Raw genomic sequence first — 21,093 nt, forward strand, 5'->3', positions numbered from 1 at the left:
CATATCATCCCCGTTTTCTTTTGACAACAAAAATACTAAAAGGACAGGCCAGTTGAGCTTTTCCTTTTATATTTTTTGAAGGTGAATGCGTTGTCCTTGGTTTACATCATTATGATTCTCTGCGGCCCTAAACCGTGTGGTCGGCTGATTCGTAACAATGACCATTGTCGTTGCCTCAATGTTCTTATCTTGAAGTAGCGCTAATTCCACCGTTGCAATCTTTGAATTCTCTGTGACCTCATCGCCAACATCAACGAAGTTGTTAAAGCCCTTTCCTTGAAGCGTCACTGTATCAATACCAATGTGGATTAACACTTCAGTACCGTTCAGTGTTTTTATGCCAATCGCATGCTTTGTTGGAAATACTGCAACAACAGTTCCTGAAACAGGTGCATAGATTTCATGACTCATTGGAATTACAGCAAACCCATCACCCATTGCAAAGGATGCGAAAACAGGATCGGATACTTCAGTTAATGGAATAATACGGCCAGAGACTGGTGCAAAAAATTCAAGTTCCTTCTTTCCAAATAATTTCTTTAACATTAAATTGTCGCTCCTTTTGCTCTGAGTGTCTTGACGGTAGTCGTAACGGCATACGCAACATTATCTACAACACGCGGATCAAATACTGAAGGCACTATATTTGTTGCATTAAGGTCTGTTTCATCAATGCATTCTGCAATTGCCTTAGCGACTGCGAGGTGTATTGATTGTGGAACAGATGCCGCCTTAACTTCGAGAAGTCCTTTAAAAAGCCCGGGAAAAACGAGTACATTATTGATTTGATTGGGAAAGTCACTACGTCCTGTCCCCACAACCGCTGCACCTGCAGCAAGTGCATCTTCGTAAGAAATCTCTGGTATTGGGTTTGCCATCGCAAAGACAATAGCACGCCTTGCCATACGTTTGATCATTGAAGATTTAATAATATTTCCAGCTGACACACCAATAAATACATCCGCATTAACTAATGCTTCGTCCACTGTTAACACATTATCTAGATTTTCTGTTAAGGTTGCGATCATTTTTTGATGCTCTGTGATCGCAGTTTTTAAAGTAACAATTCCGTGAACATCAAATGCATAGATAGTTTTTATACCGAAGTCCTTTAAGAGTCTAATAATTGCACTCCCAGCGGCACCGGTTCCACTTACCACTACTTTTATTGTGTCCGCAGATTTGTTGACGATTTTTAGGGCATTCATGAGTGCCGCAAGTGTCACAATCGCGGTTCCGTGTTGATCATCATGAAAAACGGGGATTGCTAGTTCTTTTTCTAACCTTTGTTCGATTTCTATACAGCGGGGCGCGGCAATATCCTCAAGATTGATTCCACCGAATCCAGGAGCAATCGCTTTGCATACTTCAATAATCGTTTCCGTATCTTGAGTATCTAGAACAATTGGAACTGCGTTAATGTTTGCAAATCGTTTGAGAAGTATAGCTTTGCCTTCCATAACGGGTAGTGCAGCTTCGGGCCCTATATTTCCTAACCCGAGAACCGCACTACCATCAGAAATAACTGCAACTGTATTTTGCTTCCATGTATAGGTATAGGCTTGCGTCACATCTGCTTTAATTTCAAGACATGGATCTGCAACTCCTGGTGAATAAACTAAAGCTAAATCATCGGCAGTGTCTATATCATACTTCGCCTCAATCGTTAGTTTTCCTTGAAGTTTAGCATGTAAATTTAATGCTCTACTCATTTCACTTCAAGCGTCCAATACGGTTTATTGACTTCCATGAGTGCATCTAAAACTGCCCTTGCTTTTTGCGGATCAACAACACTACGATTTAAAGTTAGAGCCTGAAGTGCTTTCGTATAATCACGTTCTATCCATGACTCCACTGTTAACAATTCATATGCGTATTGTCCTTCCATGAGCCCTTTGTAGAACGGCTTAATGTCACCGTACGGTTTACATACTGGACCATTAGAGCCTAATCTTCCCGCAAGCTCAACAATCGCTTCTTGTGGGAAATTCGGAATTAATCCGTCATTCGGTACCATAATCACAAACTCGTTGTTTAGATTATGCAGAATTGACTCCGCTATCTCAATCATCAAGTTACCGAAAACCGATCCAGTTAAAATTTCAAGATCGCCGAGTGTATCTCGACCAACTGCTTGAGCACACAATTCAAATACTTCTTTCTCGCGACTATCTTTTGCTTCATCTGCGCGAGTATATGTCGGATTACTTTCAGCAACGATTTCTTCTGGGAAGAAGTAATATTGCAGATATGTATTCGGCAGATATTCTGGGAAAAACTGAAGGTATTTATTTACCCGCTTATAGGTTTCGAGCCATGATGCCGATCGTTGTTCTGCATTATACGGTTTGAATTCATTGTCTTTTAAGAATGTTTTTAAGCTATCAAAATGCGAATTTCCTTCGGTATCATATATATCCGTAAACCATCCAAAATGATTCAGTCCAAAATACGTGGCCCGTAGACTTTCCTGAGGCACATCTAAAATTTTCGCATATGAACGCATCATTGAGTACGGCTGATCACAAAGGTTAAGCAATCGCTTATCATTCGGAAAAATCTTATGAAGAGCAAGAGCAACAATCGCTGCTGGATTCGTATAGTTTAATATCCATGCGTCTTCATTAACAGCGCGAATGTCATTGACCATTTCAACCATAGCACCAATGGATCTCATTCCATATGCAAAGCCGCCTGGACCGCATGTTTCTTGACCTACAAGACCAAATTGTAAGGGTATTTTCTCATCTAAACTACGCATATGAGTATCGCCAGCGCGCATTTGTACAAGCACAGCATCTGCTTGTTGATAGGCGACCGCTTTATCGGTCGTAAAGATTACTTCAGTTTCTGGCATTTCGTGTGCCAACACTAATCGAATGTAATCATCCATCTTGCTCATACGATCATTGTTAATGTCGAAGAATACCACCTGTTTTAATGGAAAACGTTCTTTGTAGTCCACTATTGATCCTACAAGAGCGGGAGTTCTCGAACTCCCTGCCCCTACTATTGTGATTGAATATGCTTGTCTCACGGTTATCACTACTTTCTAATTTCATCATCTACTGCATTACGCACAAACTCTACTAATGGACCAAATACAATGTGTATATGGTTTTTTGAAGGAAGGAAAATACCGGTTGTTCCAGATTCCTTCAAGATATCATTATTAATTAATTGGGTATCCACAACATCAATGCGAAGTCGAGTGATGCAGTTATCGACATGGGCAATATTTCCGCTTCCACCAAGCCCTTCAACTACTAATTCAGCAATTCGTTTATAATTTTTTTCTTTGATGAGTGTATTGTCGAGATTTTGTTCATCTTCACGTCCAGGTGTCTTAATATCAAACTTGAGAATGTACCAACGGAATACAAAATACATGACGACCGCCATCACTATTCCCACTAAAACAAAGTAAATCCATTGCGTATCTTCATACATTAATCCGAAGATTGCAAAATCAAAGATAGTTCCGCGAATGTAGCCAATCGCAACGTTAAAGAGTGGTAAAATTGCTGCACTAATACCAATTATGAGTGCGTAGATTACGTATAAGAAAGGTGCTATAAACACGAATGTGAATTCTAGCGGCTCAGTGACGTTTCCAAGCAATGCGGTCATCCATAAAGTAATCAGTAATGGTTTTACAAATTTCTTGTTTTCTGGTTTTGCTGTATGATACATCGCCAATGAGATTGCTGGGAAAGCAAACAACGTGACTAACATCTGTTGTTGTGCCATGAAACGAGTGAGGCTAGGCATCATTGACCAGTATTCACTATTAGGACCAAGGTTGAATAGAATTTCTTGCATCGCAGGAACAACACCTACAAAGGTTGTACCGTTAATAACGTAAGTCCCCCCGGCTTCGGTAAAGCGGAACATTGCATTCCAAATGTGATGTAAACCAAATGGAATGAATAAACGTTCTCCACCTGCTGTAAAGAGTGGTCCAAGTGGACTTAAAATAACAACTGATAGATGCGTTAGCATTTGAACAAAGAATTGCCATACAAATGGAATTAACAAACCAAATCCAATCATAAGTGCTGATGTAATAATTGGAACCGATTTCTTTCCTCCAAAGAAAGCAAATGCAATCGGTAATTCTAAGTTGTAGAATTTGTCAGTAGCCCATGCAGCCATTAACCCGGCAAAGATACCTCCTGCCGTGTTCAGGTTCATGGTTTGAACACCGAGTACTTTGATTTGTCCCATTTGTGAGATAAGTTCTGGATCTGCTAAGTTTCCAGTAACCGTGAGCCAAACACTCATCGTAATGATAAGCACCAAATAGGCAACAACAGATGCAAAGACCGCGATCCCCTTATCGCGTTTACTCATACCATATGCAACCCCCATTGCAAATAGTAATGGAATGTTGTCAAAGACAACACTCATAATCGTTCGCGTACTTTTTAGCGTAGTCTGAATAATTTCATTTCCGAGAAATGGTAATTTATCAATCATGTACGGTTGTACGAACGCACCACTAATACCAAGAATCATTCCAACCGGAGCTAATACTCCAATTGGAAGAAGCAGTGATCGACCAAATGTCTGAATTTGCTTACTATACTTCTTGAACATCTTCTTCCTCCTGTAACGTATATCACGTTTCTAAGACTATAATACAAAACCTCGTAACCGCTTACTCTTTTATTCTCACGGATTTGGACGCATTAGAAAACCTAGGTCGTGTCTTGCGACCTAGGTCGGATTTTTCTGATACAAAATTTCGTTTGCGAGCATCTCGACAATCATAAACATCCCTACCCGAGAGATACCATCATTCGTTGCTGTCGCGACAGAATCTGACGCAGTGTACAGGTTAATATCAGACATTCGAGCAAGCACATTATGTGTGAACGATGTAATGGAAATGATAGGAACATTTCGTGACTTAACAATTTTAGCTGCTTCAACTATTTTTCGTGTTTCTCCTGATAATGAAATCAGAATAATAACTTCTCGAGGATCAATCGTGGGCGTAATAATTGATAGCAAATTATAGTCATCTAAAATAATGCATTTTAATCCGATGGTTAGCAGTAAATGATTAAGATGCTGCGCAACGGATTTTGATGTTCCTCTAGCAGCTATGTAAACTGTTTTAGCGTTTAGTATCGCTTCTGCAGATTTTTGTAAATTACTGTAATTCACTAAGTTACCCGTCATTTTTGTAAGTGCAATGACTGAATCGTTGAATGCCTCCGTTGTAATATGTTCATGTTGTGACGCATTATAGGTCTTAATGTAATACTTCAAATCCGAGAATCCTGAAAACCCAAGCTTCTGGGACATCGTAATCACAACTGTTTTCGAAGTTAATGATTTGTCCGCCAATTCGTTGATATTAATGGTTTCAACCTCATGCATATTTTGCACGATGTAATTGCATACACGACGTTCACTTTCAGTTAAGGTATCAAATTTTTCAATTATCCGATTCATAGTAGATCCTTTCTTAACTCACATACTGATTGTGTCAATCATACTATGTCTCTATCCGTCATGCAACGAAATTCGATAGCGGTTACATTTGTATTGTGTTCAGTCTTCAAGTGCTCCCATATCATGACTTAGCGATTGCTTCTTATATTTGATTTGGAGGCATATTACTGTTGCACCAATAATTGAGAAACAAACATAAACCGCCAGAAGTGCATAGGGTAACGTAAAAATACCCATTCCAGTAAGTAAAGCACCCGCAACAATATACCCAGCCAAACAATAGAGTATCGTTGGTATTATTGTTTTGTAAATAATGTATTTCACCCGATATCCAACTTTCAGATAGATAGCATTTCTGTATGCCTTTTTATCAATTTCCATGATTGCACTGCTTGTGAATGTGAAAAATACAAACACTAAGAAAACCACCGCTAACACTAACCAAAAATATGCGATTTTCAGCGCAGCTTGATACGTCGTCGTTACAGAGTTCTTTATATCCACAGCTTCGTGCTTTAATGAACTCATTGATATGTTTTGGATATTATATTCTAGTTTTGATTCATTCATATTTTTAACATAGAGATTGTTGTAGATCGCTTCATGAAATTTAAGCGTATCGTCACGGATTAAACGTGGATTAAACGGTGCAATGATACTCTTATTTACTGGTGTTGATTTAAAGTCATTTGGTGCAAAGACAGTTTCCCCTGCTTTCATAACTCCAACAATTTGATAGGTACTTCCCATCATATTATACGTTTGTCCAATTCGTAACGTATCCGACAATTCTGATCCGATTAAAACCGGAATTGGTTCCCTAACGCTCGTAAAATCACCATTCTTGATCATGCGTCCCGACGCAACTTGAATCTCATTGGCATTCATTACATACTCACTGGAACTGTAGTAATGATCAACTTTTGTTTTGAGTGTTGAAGTTGGACTTCCAGCAGATTCATAGAACGTGAACATGTCCTGTTCGTGTTCAATAAGCATCGCTTTAAAATTACGAAGAAACGATAAATTCTCTTCTGCTGTCTGCTTACGTAGTTTATGAACGAACATATTGTTCGGACCACTATCTTCGATTAAACGTATGGCATATAACTTTTCATTATTCGTGTACTGCTGATATGCTTTAGTATCTTTTAATTTGTCTCCAAGCACTGTTGTAAAGAAAGCAATCACTAGTAGAGTTAATGTTACTTGAATAATATTTAAACTTACATTAAACGATTTCGAAATATAACGTATGCAGCGAGGACTTGTATGATCGTCTGGCTTACCAATTTCAAGTAGAATTCTGGTAATTCCCCATAGGACTGCAACACTTTCTATCACTATTGCGACAATTTCACTAAATGCCGCGGTAGCATTAGCAGGTCGGATAAATATGATAAACAACATAAATGCTCCTGCAAAACTTGATAGATAATTAATGATCGTTTTTCGAACCATGTACCTACGTTGCTCACTAAGACTGTATCCAACGATATGTTGTATCTTATAGATATCCTTCGTAATAAAAATCCAGTATTCTAACACTTTAAAGAAAAACAAACCTGCTGATGCGATCACTAACACTATCAACAAGGACAGAAGCTTCTGTTCATTTATAAAAGTAAATATTGAACATGAACTTCGAGCTATAGAGTCTCTCGTACAGTGCTTTACACCAAGATGAATGAGAGCATACGTTGCTGTGATAACTGCACTTGAAACGATTAAATTGCTAATCCATAATCCTACATGTTTTTTCATATTTTCTCCCCAAAATACATTCTTCCTTTAAATTATCTAATCATCAGCATCGCCGCCATATTCACATGTTTGGTCGAAGCGTCCAACAATCCAGGTATGAACCGAATCACCTTCATTTGGAAAATACTTTGTATTGGTATGGCGTCGATTCCCCATTTTAACCCATGTTCGGATATATTCGTAGTTTGGGCTATAGACGGTTGTCTTGGAATTACATGCTTTCCCTGCAAAGTCTATGTTCGACCATCCTTCGTTATACCAACCACTATCTGCTGAAATATTTCCAGTGGCCATTGTTAACAGTAATGCAATCATTATCATAATGTTCTTCATGATTCACCTCTCTAATATCAAATAGCTTCTTTTTAAACTTTTTCCTATCGCATAGTATCATGTTTTTATTTCATTTTTTTCGAGGTATGTCTCGAAGGCACCTTTTTGCGACTAAGTGGTTTATTGCGCTGTGCAATCATAAAAAAAAGCCCACCCTGGTGAGCTTTAAGAATTAAAAACAGTTTGGTACAACTTGAAACTTGATGTCTGATAGTATGAGCTTCCTGAATTAAAGGGTGTCCCATTTTCCATATATGCGATAACTTCCATTTTAATTAAGGGATCTCCTACCGAAATGTTAAGTTGTTTCGATAATGGTGCGTCTGCCAAGATAGCCTGTAACGCCTGATCCGCATAATCAAATTGAATGCCTCTTGCCTCTAGTAGGGCATAGAGCGATCCACTTAAATCATCTTCAACAAGAATACCAACTAGTTTTTCTGGAAAGTATACATGTTCAAAGACAATTGGAACATTATTGGCACATCGTGTTCGCTTAACCTCCCAAACAGGATCTCCCACAATAATTTGTAATTGTTGCGCAATTTCTTCATTTGCAAAAATACGACGTAGCTCCATATCTTTAGAGCTGGGTATTTCATGACGACGTAGTACCTCGCGTGTGAATCCAACACCATTTCGAAATTCTTTATACGACGGAATACTTCGAACAAAAGTTCCACGTCCATGTTGGCGATACAAAACACGATCACTTACAAGTTCGTCAATCGCACGTCGAACTGTAACCCGTGAAATATTAAGGGCTTCCGCAAGTTCATTTTCTGAATCAATCATTTGATGTGCTTTATAGAAACCCGAATCTATTCTTTGGTTAATATAGTCTATTACAACTTCGTATTTATTTTTCATAGTCATATTATAGCAATCTCTCACAAACACTTCAAGTCAACTTGTATTGACAAGTTAAAAACAACTGTATATGATGATTTTAGGAGGTACTTTATGAGAATAGGTTCTGCAGTAAATTCTATTGTTCCAAACGAACTCTTACCTTTATCTGGTTACATGGGACATCGGCCTGCTCTTGGCAGCCACGATTCCTTGAATGCAACTGTAGTTATTATCGAAAACCATGTTTTTGTATCACTTGATCTAGTTGGTATTGATGAGTATCTTTATCGTTACATTAAGTGTCGGTTACCCGATGGTTACTCTATCTCTATTTTCGCTACACACACGCATGCAGGTCCTATTGGAACCTTAGATACATCATCCGTACTCCATGGCATGCAAAATGTTTTTCAAGATATCAATCATACTTATCTTGAATTTGTTGCCGTTCAAGTTCTTGATGCCATCAACAAATCATTAGCTTCCATGGAACCATTTGAGGCATCATTTGCGGAAAGTTCTATTGAGAATTTATGGACACATCGTATCCATCCTCAAAAAACAATTAATAATGCATTATGGTTTATTGAGTTTAAAACCTTTTCGAAGACAACAATGATGCTTTCTTTCCCTTGTCATCCAACAGTTCTAAATAATCAAAATCAACACTATAGCAAAGATCTGCTTTATGGCCTTGACCTTGCGAAAGACGTTGATGTTCTCATGTTTATGAACGGACCTTCCGCTGATATCAGTACCCGTTTCACGCGACAAGAATCCTCATATGCCGAGATTGAGCGTATGGGACTCATATTGTGGCAGCAAATAGGTAAGCTTCGAGACACGGCCACGCCTGTTAGGGTGGAGCATCTTGAAGTTACTGACTGCTATTATGATCTGAAAACAAAGCCAACATCAACGAATCATGATCGTCAAATCGAACAACTACAATTAGCGTATGAGCATACTAAAAATCCTCACCTACTTACCCAATTGGATGGATTAATACTTGAACGTAGTTTCTTATCATCAAATCCGCCATCAACAATCTCTGTACATTTTCAAATCATCAATCTTGAAAACATACGAATTGTCACGATTCCGGCGGAGTTATCACACGCATTCACCTTAGCCAATACAAAGCTTGTGACACTTGCTAATGGCTACTTATCCTATTTCACAACCTGCGAATCTTTTGATCAAAACACCTATGAATCTTATGCAAGTGTGATTGATCATGGTGAGGCAGAACGAATGATACATTTTCTAAAAAAAACTATGGAGGCACATTAAATGCAAACACTTACTTATCTTGAATATATCAATGAAACTATCGCTAAACTTGCAACAACCCAAACACCCGCAATTGATGCAGCAAGCACCTGCATGGCGGAGGCTCTTTCCAAAGGAAATCGTATCTTTGCTTTTGGGAGTGGTCACTCACATATGATTGCGGAAGAATTCTATGTCCGCGCTGGAGGTCTTGCTTCGATTGAGGCGATACTTCCATCAGAACTTATGCTTCACGGAACTGTCGGAAAAAGCACTCAAATAGAACGAATCTCTGGGTATGCCAAACCAATCCTTGACCTTCACAATCCTCGGGCAGGAGATGTTATTATTGTTACATCCAATTCCGGTAGAAATAACGTACCAGTTGAAATGTGCTTAGAGGCCAAAGCCCTAGGAATGCATGTTATTGCAATTACATCCTTGAAGCACTCAAGCCACACCACTTCCCGCCATGAGAGTGGCCTTCGCATGTTTGAAATCGCAGATATTACCATTGATAATCTTTCACCTGCAGGAGATGCGGCTTTCTACATTGATGGATTCGAAACACCAACCGGTGCCTTAAGTAACATTATTGGTCTCACAATTGCTCAGACACTTGTTGTGAATGTCATTGACGAACTCGTACACAGAAATATCGTTCCACCTGTATTCAAAAGTTCCAACTTAGACGGTGCCGATGCATATAATGATGTTCTCTTCGATACTTACCTTCGTTAGATAATAAAAAGGGACTGACGTCCCTTTTTTACTTGATTCTTTGGAGCTGCCCGTTCGACAACTTATAAACGGTTCCTAACACTTCCACGATTCCGTCAACTACTTTTATCGCACCATTTTTTGTAGGCGCGTAAATTGGAAGTTCATACGAAAACGGCATCAGATCTGTTTCAATGTAATCATGATTTTCTAAATCAAAGTGCGGCTCAAATGATAATTTATTTAATCCTAATCCTACTTGAAGTGATGCTGTCTTGACGTCATATTTATTTCGCGGTGAGCACATCCATTTTTCGCTCATATTTATGGCACCTGCACTAGTTCCGATAATGACACCTTCATGATTGCGAATCACATCATCAAGTTCCAGGTCATTAATCATTTTCTTTTGTTCGAGATTATAGCCGCCTAGAATAAATACAACTGATGCTTGGCTGACCACTGTACGCGCCTCTTCAGCACTTAATTTATGGTCAACAAAAACATAATTTCTAAACTCAATACCTGCTTGAAGAAGCCATTCACATTCAGCAAGTGGTGGATTGTCTCCTTCATAGTAAAGAGGGTCTCCTGAAATCAAAGCAATTGTCTCACGATGACAAATGACTTGTTGCAACGATTTTTGAATGTCAGAAGGCATCGTGTCATAATACCAGTCTAAGTAATAATGTGTGCTCATTATAGTGATATCCTTTCACTTTTAAAAGTATGACGTTAGAATTGCAATTCCTTCTTCATGAAGTACATGTTGAATGACCTTGGGTTGATAATGCGAATGTGCAAAGACTGTTTCGCTACTATTAACCTGAGGTTCACCTAAAATGTAATTCAAATCACGGCTTCCTGCACTAAATACAAGTGTTCCTAACGTCGACCACACCATTGCACCAGAGCACATGAAACACGGTTCACAGCTCGTGTAAAGTGTATACTCAGATAAATCTGTAATTTTATTCATACGGCAAAATTCACTAATCAACGCAAGTTCTGCATGCATTGTTGGGTCAGTAAACGACTTTATTCGATTCATAGATGTGGCAACACATTTTCCATCTTTCACGAGCAACGCACCAAAAGGTTCGTCACCACCACGCATCGCTTGTCTTGCTAGGTCTAATGCCTCCATCATAAATACTGTATGTTTATCCATCTTTCGGCTCCTTTTCATCCATTTTAGCACATTTATATCACCTAAATAATACAATGGTGGTTGAATCGACTCAAAAGGGGCTATTGCGCCCCTTTTAATTTTTACGATTTATTTTTCCTTCTTGCAGCAAGAGCAATTACAATCCCAACACTTGAAAGTGCTAGTGCGCTAAATGGCACTGAGTTACTCATTCCCGTGTTTGGTAATGTCTGTACGGTCTCTTTGTTACTTTCATCCGTAATTGGTGTTGCGGGCTCATTTGGCTCTATCGGCATAACTGGGTCTACCGGATCAATTGGGTCTACCGGATCAACTGGGTCAATTGGGTCAACCGGGTCAACCGGGTCAACTGGGTCAATTGGGTCAACCGGGTCAACTGGGTCAATTGGGTCAACCGGGTCAACTGGGTCAACTGGGTCGATTTTTACTAAGTTACTTTTTGCATTTCTGATTTCCAAGATTAGATTATCAATCATTTCTTGGTTCAATGACTCACTTTGCAAAAGTTTAGTTGCTTTATCTGACACTGTCTTAAGCACACTTATGCTTTCTGGTGTGTACAATGATGAGTCTATTGCATCGGTTTCTTGAATTAATGCCACTAATTCTGTAGTATCAACCTTAACAACTTTTTCAATGGACACATTGTCAATATATGAAGCTACGGCCGGTCCAGACGCTTTGTAGTAATACAAAGTCACTGTATTAACACCTTCAGGCGTTGTGAATGTGAGGGAACTTGGTTGATATTCAGTATGTTTAATTTCCACAAACTGCTTATCTTCCTTACCTTGCTTATCGTTCCATTTCACACCAAGTGTCAGTTTTTGATTCGCATCACCACGCATCGTCATCGCATCAATGCGATATTCTGTATTAGGGGCGACAGTGATAATATGCTCAATTGATGCGCCACCATTAACCGCCTTTATCTCCCCTGCATATTTTCCATCAAATGGATTATTTGAAGTGATTGCGCCATTCCATTGGAAATTCCAAGGATTTTTATTTGTGTGTTTCGTTGTATCTTCAAATGTCCCGTTTTCTAGTTTTACCTCGAATGGTGGAATTGAAGGCTCAATCTCTGTTGCCGGTATGAATGGTGTTACTTTCTCAAATTCAACGTCTGAAAATTCATGAGCTCCAATATCGGGGAGACCATTGTAAGCATAGTCTCCGTCATGAATTGAGTTTTCAAAGAAATCTGTTCCTGTCGTTCCAGGATGTTTGTCAATATCAAGACTGACAAATCGATCGCCATTAACTGCAGGCGATGTTGCACTAATTTTAAATCCATCAAGTGCAGACCAATCAGTTACATCACGTGTTTCCATATCCTTATTAAGAACTGTACCTGGGAATGTTACATCCGCAAACATCGGATCAACACCCGTTAGATTGTTACCAGGAATTTGATTTGGTTTTGGAACATTACTTCCCGCAAAGATATTGTTTGAGTACTCCCAACGTGGTTTAGTTGCATAGCCGCCACGTCCATTATTTACAAAAATATTATTGTAAATATTTGCTTGAACGTTCCCGCCTTGGTTGACAAGAGGTGCAGTGCTCATCGTTTCATCAAGGTAAAAAACATTGTTGTAAATATTAATTCCTTCAAGATTATTTCCTTGGCAAACCGTCAAAGTTTGATACTTATCATTATAACTAATGTTGTATCTGAAGGTTCCATCCTTAACACCACCACGGCTTTCAGCACACAGTAACAATGTACCACCATCATTATTATATGAATAATTGTATTGATACACTACACCTTGAGATCCTTGGTCAAAGTCCCATGGCATCCCATCACGGGTTGAGAAACCACCTGTAACTTCGTTGTACTGGAACAATGTATCGTCTGCATTCCATACCCACATTCCTGCATTATAACCTGTAGATTTTAAGTTATAACCATCTAAGTAGTTGTATTCTACAAGAGCTCCTTTAGTCATGTGCGGCGCAATACCATCACCTCCAATATTATAAAGTTTATTTCCACGTATCTTAACATTTGTGATTGGCGTCCATGGCGTTACAGAGTTTTCATTGAAGGCAGGATCCTCTGGTCGAAGTAAGTCTCTATTTTTCCAGTCGGTCCAGAAAAGAATACCGGAACGATGGACATCATCAATAATATTGTTTTCAATCACAATATTATCAAATGTTGTCCGTTGGTTGATACTGTCTTTGTTATGAATTTTTCCATCAACCATATCTGGAATATTAACAGTTACTTGAATTCCTGAACTTCCTTTTGCATCTTTCTTATCTTCACCCTTGACATCGTGGATGTATAAATCATGAATATAGAAGTCATTTAATGTTGTGGTTGTTTTTGTATTATGCTCCGTCAACGCCTCACCACCAAAGTTAACATTTAAAAGGTGAACACCACGTCGTGGTGATTGCGGTGCTAACCCACTCGGATCTTCATTGGTTATCTCTAAATGACTTATTTCCCAATGTTCTTGATTTTTCAAGAGAATGGTATTTTCAACGCCATTACCGTCTAGTCGTGGTAATGCCCCATTTCCATACGCTCCAATAACAATACGATTCCCTTGAGTACCGCTCCCTTGTGGAGCAAGCCCTCCTTGCCAATTGCCACCACGTTTGAATAAAATCTTATTACCAGGTTCAAACACATGGTTATTAACGCGTTCAAGTGATTGCCATGCTTGTTCTGGTGCAGTTCCACTATTGGCATCATTTCCAAGAATGTTGTCAATGTAATAGATTGTTGATGTTGAAGGGTAAGTTTCTTGCGCCGCAATCGGTACAGCACATACAACCATCATCAACGAAAAAACAATCGCTATTATAAGTTTTCTTAACTTCATCAGTTCCTCCTAAACACTTATGTGCACAGTTATTGTATCGAAACTTTTGTTGTAACCGCTATCACCCTATTGCTTAATCCTTATGTTAAATTGAGGTTTGATCATATTTTGAAATTTATCACATTTGAATCAAAGATTTTAGGCTAAACGTCTTAACATTTGAATCTTCTGTAATTGAGATTATATTGTTTTCAAGGTCTTTTTGTAACATTACAGATGTTTTTTATGACATCACATCCAAACAAAATTCATTTTCCGTTAATATTTGTGTACCGGCGAAAACAATGTGTAATATTTATCATATTTTCGTTGCTAAACATGGAGGGAAACACGATGAAAAAAATAATTATTGCTGCTAGCACGATTTGTATGGTTATTTTGGGTACTACAAACTTTACAACACTTAAAGCAGAAGAATCACCCACTACAAAACCGGATGTCTCAGTAGACCAAAAAAGTGCCGAGCAACCACGTAATGAATTGAACATAACAACTAGAAATGAAGATACAATCACTGTAACATTTGACTTAAATGGTGGACAAATGTCAGAGACACAACTTGAGATACCAAAAAACTCGAAGATTGATACAAGCCAATTGGATCCGTCAAAAGAAAATGCAGTCTTCTATATGTGGTATACCGATCCTGAACTTGAAAACATGTTTTTTGATTGGCAACGGTTGACAGAAGACATCACGCTCTATGCCCGTTGGGGTAGTGAAATCAGTCGTGATGCATTCTCTGATGATATGCTAAGAAAACTCGAACTAAGTTATGGAGTAACAGGTCAAATCAGTGATTTGGAGTTACAAGACATCAATTCGTTTGACTCTACAGAATTGTTCTTCAATGAAGACACCAATGAATATGAGAACGTTGCTGTTTATGACTACAAAGGGATTCAATATCTTACGAATATTGAGACCTTAACACTCGGAATCGATAAAGAACACTTAGTTTCTGATGATTCGCTCGAATATCTTGGTGCCCTTAAAAATGTGCAATACCTTACATTTAAAGATATTTTACCAATTGAATACACTGGATCTTGGATGGAGTATGAACAGTATATTGCGGATAATTTAAATAATAAGGACAATGCTACTCTCTATCAACATGAAATCGTACGCTATCTAAATGCCATGGATTTTGAAGCCACAAGACAAAAGGACTATCCCTTATATCTCAATTTTGATTATAGTTTAAGTTTCTTTGACCAAACGTTCCTAATGGATTGGAATGTTGAGAATTTACCAATCAATGTATCAATCAATGCAGGAGAAATCTATAACACTTTCTATGCAGATGCTGAAGCGGTTGATAAGAATGGAATCTCAATGTACAAGATCACAATGAATAACCCAAATATGTTTGTATACTTGGATCAAAACAATAACCTTGCACTCGATTCAAACTACATGTATCAAACTTCAGATTCATCCATTAACTATTTCCCTAATTTCAGTTTTGAAATTAGCGATGAAGATCTAGAACTTCTACAAGCGCCTGTTTTAATTGAATACATCTTACCCGATGGATCTCTAATCGAAGCAGATTCTGATAATCAACTAAATGACATTACTTTTAAATCAATCAATATATATTTAACCGAACTTCAGTATTCAATGATGAAAAAAGAATTTGATCAAAATGAAAATGGTGTTGACTTTGTGAATCACCCTGGATATATTGGTTCATTCTCAGCACGTACTGAAATTCCATATGAAGATACTCAATCAGGTGGGGGGCTTTTACCTGATGAGAACATCTATATCGATACACGATACCGCCTTCTAATTAACTTGAATGACGTCGTGGAACAAATTACGGTTTCATTTGATAGTATGGGAGGATCTGATGTTGACAATCAAATCATTGATAAGAATACAACAGCAGAACTTCCTGAAGCACCAACATTCGAAGGCTATACTTTTGATGGATGGTATACGACAGAAGCATTAGAAACTCCATTTGATTTCGATACCCTACTTGATTCAGATACTGTATTATATGCCAAATGGGTAAAAGATGCACCAATTGATCCGATTGATCCAATTGACCCGATTGATCCAATTGATCCAATTGACCCTATTGATCCGATTGATCCGATTGACCCTATTGATCCGATTGATCCGATTGATCCGGTTGATCCGATTGACCCGATTGACCCGATTGACCCGATTGATCCGATTGACCCGATTGACCCGATTGACCCGATTGACCCGATTGACCCGATTGACCCGATTGATCCGATTGATCCGATTGATCCGATTGATCCGATTGATCCGATTATTCCAATCACCCCTGTTGAACCTGAGGTTGTAAAACCTGAAGAAGTTGAAACGCTTCCTAACACTGGAATTGCCAATAAATCGTTCCAAGCAGCTGGTGCTTTCCTAATCCTTGGTGGATTTGCATTATTTGTTACAAATCGTAGAAATAAACAATAGCATAAAAAAAGGACCCTCGGGTCCTTTTATTTTGAGAAAAGTGCATTCAGAGCGAATTGCCCTTTTTCATTTGTCAGCGCAAGTACTGTATCATTGGCTTTGAGTTCAACACTTCCGTTAAGAACAATCACATCATCTTCGCGAATTAGTGTAATTAGAATCGTTTCATCTGGTAGCTGTAGATCTTTAATTTGTTTATTTGCAGCAGCAGAACCCTCTTGAATTCCCATCTGAATGATAGAATTTTTTCCCTTATTGATTTTTAAGAGTGTTGATAAACTCTTCATATCGATTTCGTCCATAACAATCCGTGATACAAGGTCTGCCTGATTGACAGCGACATCCACGCCCATGGATTGATTAAACAACCATGTGTTGCGTGGATTGTTCACGCGGGCAATAACGCGTTTAATCCCATACTCATATTTCGCAATGGTAGCGACCACAAGGTTAACTTGGTCTTCTCCTGTTACCGCAACGACAACATCAGCAGAAACGATTCCAGCACGCTCTAATGTATCTGGATCACTTCCGGTTCCGCGTACAAGCATTTTTTCTGGAAAATCATTCTTAATTTTTTCCAAAGGTTTCTCACGATTTTCAATGATTGAAACATCGTAGCCATTCTGAATAAGGAGCTTCGCAACATATGAACCTACTTGTCCACCACCAATAATTATTGCTTTCATTATGATTTCCCCCTAAAGACCTAGGACACTTTTTAATGTGTCCAGGTCATTGTTTTGTACCGCAATATACAGTTCATCATTTGCTTCGAGCACTGCACCTCGTTCAGGAATAAATGCGTTGTTATTACGCATAACACTCACAACCTGAACACCTAAATTGTTAACTGTTTCAATGTTCTTCCCAATTAATAACGGTGTAACCATAAGTTTAATAATTTCTACATCACTATTACCAATTGTTGCAATACTATCCATATCTGTTTTGGTTAAGAGTTTCACAACGCGGCGTGTTCCCCATTCTGTCGTCGAAACAGTTTGAACACCCAACATTGCATAAATTGAAGCATTCTTTGTATTGTATTGACGCGCAATTACTTTAGGAACTGCATATAGATTGCGGGCAATTCGACCAATTAAAGCATTAGTTTCATCGCTATCTGTGCATGATACGACTGCATCTGCGTGATTAATATCGGCATTTTCTAAGACCTCTTTATCAAAACCAACGCCTACCATGTAGGTAACATTATCATATTCTGGTAATCGTTTTAATACCGATGCATCGGTATCAATAGCAATAATGTCATTGTTGTCTTGGCTTAGTGTGTGGATTAGTTCAGTTCCCATACGTCCACATCCAACTATTATAATTTTCATTTTAATTATCCTTTCACGATATGATTGCGAATATATTTTTTACGTAATTCATCCAGTAAGATAGCAGGAATAGGAACTAGGATTAAGATCATCCACTCCATCCAACCCAATGGTGCAGTATCAAAGATATTTTGTAAAGCTGGTACATACATGAGTGATGCAATCAACAGTATTTCTACAACAATTCCGATCAATACTTTTGAATTGGTGAAAATCCCGCGTTTAAAGATTGATTGGCTTTCCGTACGGCAGTTGAGTACCATCCCTATTTGACCAAACACGATCATTGCAAGTGCCATTGTTGTTGCTTGGCGGTAGACATTGCCATTTTGAAGAAGGCTTGTTTGTGGCCAGTTACTGTGCATAAAGTAGATAAAGAAGTAACCAAACATTGCGAATGCTGAAAGTATCAAGCCATACCAGAAGAAGGCAATAATGAATGTTTTCTTGTTTAAGAGTGCTTCACCGCGTTTACGTGGTGGTTTGTTCATAATTCCTTCTTCAGGTTGCTCGGTACCAAGTCCAAGTGCTGGTAACATGTCTGTTCCAAGGTCAATTGCAAGAATTTGCATAATTGTAAGTGGTAATGGAATTGCACCACGTGATAATAGGAAGGCTACAGAAGGAATGGCTTCTGCCATATTACTGTTGAGAATATATGTTAAGAATTTACGGATATTGCTATAAACTGCACGGCCTTCTTCAACTGCTTTAACGATTGATGCAAAGTTGTCATCCGTTAGAATAACATCGGCTGCTTCTTTAGCAACATCAGTTCCGGTGATTCCCATAGCAACCCCTATATCAGCTTTTTTAAGCGCTGGTGCGTCGTTAACCCCATCCCCTGTAACCGCAACAATATGTCCAAGTTCTTGAAGCGTTGCGACGACGCGATATTTTTGCTCTGGTGCAACACGGGCAAAGATTACCTCATCCTCAAGAGCATGTTTTAGTTCATCATCAGAAAGTTTGTAAAGTTCAGATCCAGTAATAACACGTGGATGTTCAGTTTTTACAATTCCAATTTTTTTAGCAATACTTTCAGCCGTTAGACCATAGTCTCCTGTAATCATTATAATACGGATACTTGCATCATGACAGATTTTTACGGCATCACTGACTTCTGGACGTGCTGGATCGGACATAACAACTAAACCTAAGAACGTGAGGTCGTCCTCGATGATTTCAGGTGTATATTGACTCATTGTGTTTGGAAGGGACGTTTCATGGTCTAAAGCACGATAAGCGACTGCTAAGACACGCAACCCATTACGAGCGTACATATCATTTGCTTCCATTGCTTCATCAAAGAACACTGATTCCATCGCTACGCGTTCACCATTACGTTCAACGTGACTTGAGATTTCTAGAATTTCACGAGGTGCTCCTTTGACAAAAGCAATCCGTTGGTCACCATGAATCTTGTAGGAATAATCATGAATCGTCGTCATGCGTTTACGCGTTGAATCAAAAGGAAGTTCGCGAAGACGTAAAGCCTCTGTGGTTAAGGAATCAAGATTGATGCCACCCTTTTGAGCTACAACACCCAAACATGCTTCTGTAGGATCTCCTAAGACTGTATATCGATCATTATCTTCATTTGGAGCAACTACTTTCGCATTACTACATAGTGCAGCCGCACGAAGAATTGTTTGAAGATTAGTGTGGTCATACACCTTGATAGCTTCTCCATCGAGTGTAATTTGACCTTCGGGGGCATATCCTAGGCCGCTAACATCATATTCATGATCCAAAGTCCAAACGTTGCTAACGGTCATTTCGTTTTGGGTTAATGTTCCCGTTTTATCTGAACAGATAACGGAAGTCGAACCCAAGGTTTCAACTGCTGATAATTTCTTAACTAATGCGTTTTCTTTAGCCATTCGTTTCACAGCAATCGCAAGTGACAACGTTACAGTCGGTAGTAAACCTTCTGGAATAAAGGCAACAATCATCCCCAAGGCAAAGATGAATGATTTTGCAAGTGTTTCTTGGACAAAGAACACTGAGATAATAAAGAACAAAATACCAATTGATGTAGCAATAATAGAGATTTGTTTCGTTAGAACATCTAATTCCTGTTGGAGTGGACTTTTCTCTTCTTTCATGTTTTGGGTAAGATCAGCAATTTTTCCAAATTCTGTATTCATACCCGTTGCATAGACGATTGCTTTTCCGGTTCCACTTGAAACTGAAGTTCCAGCGAAAATTAAGTTTCGAATTTCAAATCGTGATAAATCATCACCCAAAACGGCATCCGCATTCCGGCGGACGGGATTTGATTCGCCCGTTAAGGTCGATTGGTCGACATTCAAATCACTACATTCAACAAGACGTGCATCAACGGAGATACGATCGCCTTCCGCAATAATTAATATATCACCCACAACGAGTTCTTCAGTAAGAATTTGTTGTTCTTCACCATCACGTACAACACGTGCAAAGGACGGCAACATTTTTTTCAATGCATCAGTAGCTTTCCCTGCTTGGAATTCTTGCCAGAAACCAAAAACACCATTGATGACATTGACAAGCCAAATAGAAATACCTAACTGAGGCATATCTGCAAAGATTGCGATTCCCCCACTAAACCATAACAAAATAGCCATCAAGCTGGAAAAGTGATGTAAAAATTTCTTCCACATTGGTTCACCTTTCACTTCTCTAAGCACATTTTTTCCGTATTCGTGTTGACGTTTGTTTACTTCATCAGTACTTAATCCATTACGATCAACATCAAGGTGTTCGTAGACATCTTGTGGCGTAACTTTATAGACTGATTCATTGTCATATTTCTTCATGTTATTCCCCTTCTTTTCAAAAGATAAAAGTATTCTAACACCACCGGTATTAAGACGGTATTAAGATTGATTTTTTG

Annotated in this window: 17 protein-coding genes; 3 read left to right on the forward strand and 14 right to left on the reverse strand. The window is 38.7% G+C overall.

What is annotated here, in order from left to right; translation table 11 throughout:
* Window positions 1-66 precede the first annotated feature (66 nt).
* From GVV20_RS05405 to GVV20_RS05440, 8 genes are all read right to left on the reverse strand, one after another.
* On the reverse strand, window positions 67-546 hold the full coding sequence (locus tag GVV20_RS05405) for a PTS sugar transporter subunit IIA (RefSeq protein WP_159740400.1): 480 nt from the start codon (window positions 544-546) through the stop codon (window positions 67-69).
* Entirely contained in the window at window positions 546-1,712 is a 1,167-nt protein-coding gene (locus GVV20_RS05410) for an NAD(P)-dependent malic enzyme (RefSeq protein WP_159740401.1), read from the reverse strand. Before GVV20_RS05410 ends, GVV20_RS05405 begins: the two co-directional genes overlap by 1 nt.
* A complete protein-coding gene (locus GVV20_RS05415; RefSeq protein ID WP_328597879.1) occupies window positions 1,709-3,046 on the reverse strand; it encodes a family 4 glycosyl hydrolase in 1,338 nt (445 codons plus the stop codon). The genes GVV20_RS05410 and GVV20_RS05415 overlap by 4 nt, the downstream gene beginning before the upstream one ends.
* Window positions 3,046-4,599, reverse strand: coding sequence for a PTS transporter subunit EIIC (locus GVV20_RS05420; RefSeq protein ID WP_159740403.1), 1,554 nt, complete (start codon window positions 4,597-4,599; stop codon window positions 3,046-3,048). Before GVV20_RS05420 ends, GVV20_RS05415 begins: the two co-directional genes overlap by 1 nt.
* Window positions 4,600-4,719: 120 nt before the next feature.
* Entirely contained in the window at window positions 4,720-5,463 is a 744-nt protein-coding gene (locus GVV20_RS05425; RefSeq protein ID WP_159633140.1) for a MurR/RpiR family transcriptional regulator, read from the reverse strand.
* Between the two features lie 99 nt (window positions 5,464-5,562).
* Window positions 5,563-7,227, reverse strand: a complete 1,665-nt coding sequence (locus GVV20_RS05430; protein ID WP_159740404.1) for a hypothetical protein — start codon at window positions 7,225-7,227, stop codon at window positions 5,563-5,565.
* Between the two features lie 36 nt (window positions 7,228-7,263).
* On the reverse strand, window positions 7,264-7,560 hold the full coding sequence (locus tag GVV20_RS05435; RefSeq protein ID WP_159740405.1) for a hypothetical protein: 297 nt from the start codon (window positions 7,558-7,560) through the stop codon (window positions 7,264-7,266).
* A gap of 165 nt (window positions 7,561-7,725) precedes the next feature.
* A complete protein-coding gene (locus GVV20_RS05440) occupies window positions 7,726-8,436 on the reverse strand; it encodes a GntR family transcriptional regulator (protein ID WP_159740406.1) in 711 nt (236 codons plus the stop codon).
* 87 nt (window positions 8,437-8,523) lie between these two features.
* Between GVV20_RS05440 and GVV20_RS05445 the strand changes: the two genes are divergently transcribed.
* Together GVV20_RS05445 and GVV20_RS05450 are read left to right on the forward strand one after the other, a co-directional pair.
* Complete coding sequence (locus GVV20_RS05445; protein WP_159740407.1) at window positions 8,524-9,705, forward strand: hypothetical protein; 1,182 nt, start codon at window positions 8,524-8,526, stop codon at window positions 9,703-9,705.
* Window positions 9,706-10,425 (forward strand): SIS domain-containing protein, encoded by a 720-nt coding sequence (locus tag GVV20_RS05450; protein WP_159740408.1) that lies wholly within the window; start codon window positions 9,706-9,708, stop codon window positions 10,423-10,425. It begins immediately after the preceding gene.
* 28 nt (window positions 10,426-10,453) lie between these two features.
* On the opposite strand, the gene GVV20_RS05455 is transcribed toward GVV20_RS05450, so the two are convergent.
* From GVV20_RS05455 to GVV20_RS05465, 3 genes are all read right to left on the reverse strand, one after another.
* Window positions 10,454-11,104, reverse strand: coding sequence for a Type 1 glutamine amidotransferase-like domain-containing protein (locus tag GVV20_RS05455; protein ID WP_159740409.1), 651 nt, complete (start codon window positions 11,102-11,104; stop codon window positions 10,454-10,456).
* Window positions 11,105-11,125: 21 nt separating this feature from the next.
* A complete protein-coding gene (locus tag GVV20_RS05460) occupies window positions 11,126-11,575 on the reverse strand; it encodes a nucleoside deaminase (RefSeq protein WP_159740410.1) in 450 nt (149 codons plus the stop codon).
* A gap of 101 nt (window positions 11,576-11,676) precedes the next feature.
* The gene (locus GVV20_RS05465) at window positions 11,677-14,418 is read right to left on the reverse strand and encodes an LPXTG cell wall anchor domain-containing protein (RefSeq protein WP_201287536.1); all 2,742 of its coding nucleotides are present in this window, start codon (window positions 14,416-14,418) and stop codon (window positions 11,677-11,679) included.
* Window positions 14,419-14,751: 333 nt separating this feature from the next.
* Here GVV20_RS05465 and GVV20_RS05470 point away from each other — a divergent pair, with 333 nt between their 5' ends.
* On the forward strand, window positions 14,752-16,869 hold the full coding sequence (locus GVV20_RS05470) for an InlB B-repeat-containing protein (RefSeq protein ID WP_159740411.1): 2,118 nt from the start codon (window positions 14,752-14,754) through the stop codon (window positions 16,867-16,869).
* A gap of 26 nt (window positions 16,870-16,895) precedes the next feature.
* Here GVV20_RS05470 and GVV20_RS05475 read toward each other — a convergent pair whose 3' ends face one another.
* From GVV20_RS05475 to GVV20_RS05485, 3 genes are read right to left on the reverse strand one after another with little or no spacing between them, the layout of a single operon-like run.
* On the reverse strand, window positions 16,896-17,558 hold the full coding sequence (locus GVV20_RS05475; RefSeq protein WP_159740412.1) for a potassium channel family protein: 663 nt from the start codon (window positions 17,556-17,558) through the stop codon (window positions 16,896-16,898).
* Between the two features lie 12 nt (window positions 17,559-17,570).
* Window positions 17,571-18,215 carry a potassium channel family protein gene (locus GVV20_RS05480; protein ID WP_159649287.1) on the reverse strand — a complete coding sequence of 215 codons (645 nt, stop codon included), beginning with the start codon at window positions 18,213-18,215 and terminating at the stop codon, window positions 17,571-17,573.
* Between the two features lie 5 nt (window positions 18,216-18,220).
* Window positions 18,221-21,016, reverse strand: a complete 2,796-nt coding sequence (locus tag GVV20_RS05485; RefSeq protein ID WP_159740413.1) for a cation-translocating P-type ATPase — start codon at window positions 21,014-21,016, stop codon at window positions 18,221-18,223.
* Window positions 21,017-21,093: the final 77 nt, after the last annotated feature.

The sequence above is a fragment of the Erysipelothrix aquatica genome (assembly GCF_009828775.2).
Taxonomy (GTDB): domain Bacteria; phylum Bacillota_I; class Bacilli_A; order Erysipelotrichales; family Erysipelotrichaceae; genus Erysipelothrix; species Erysipelothrix aquatica.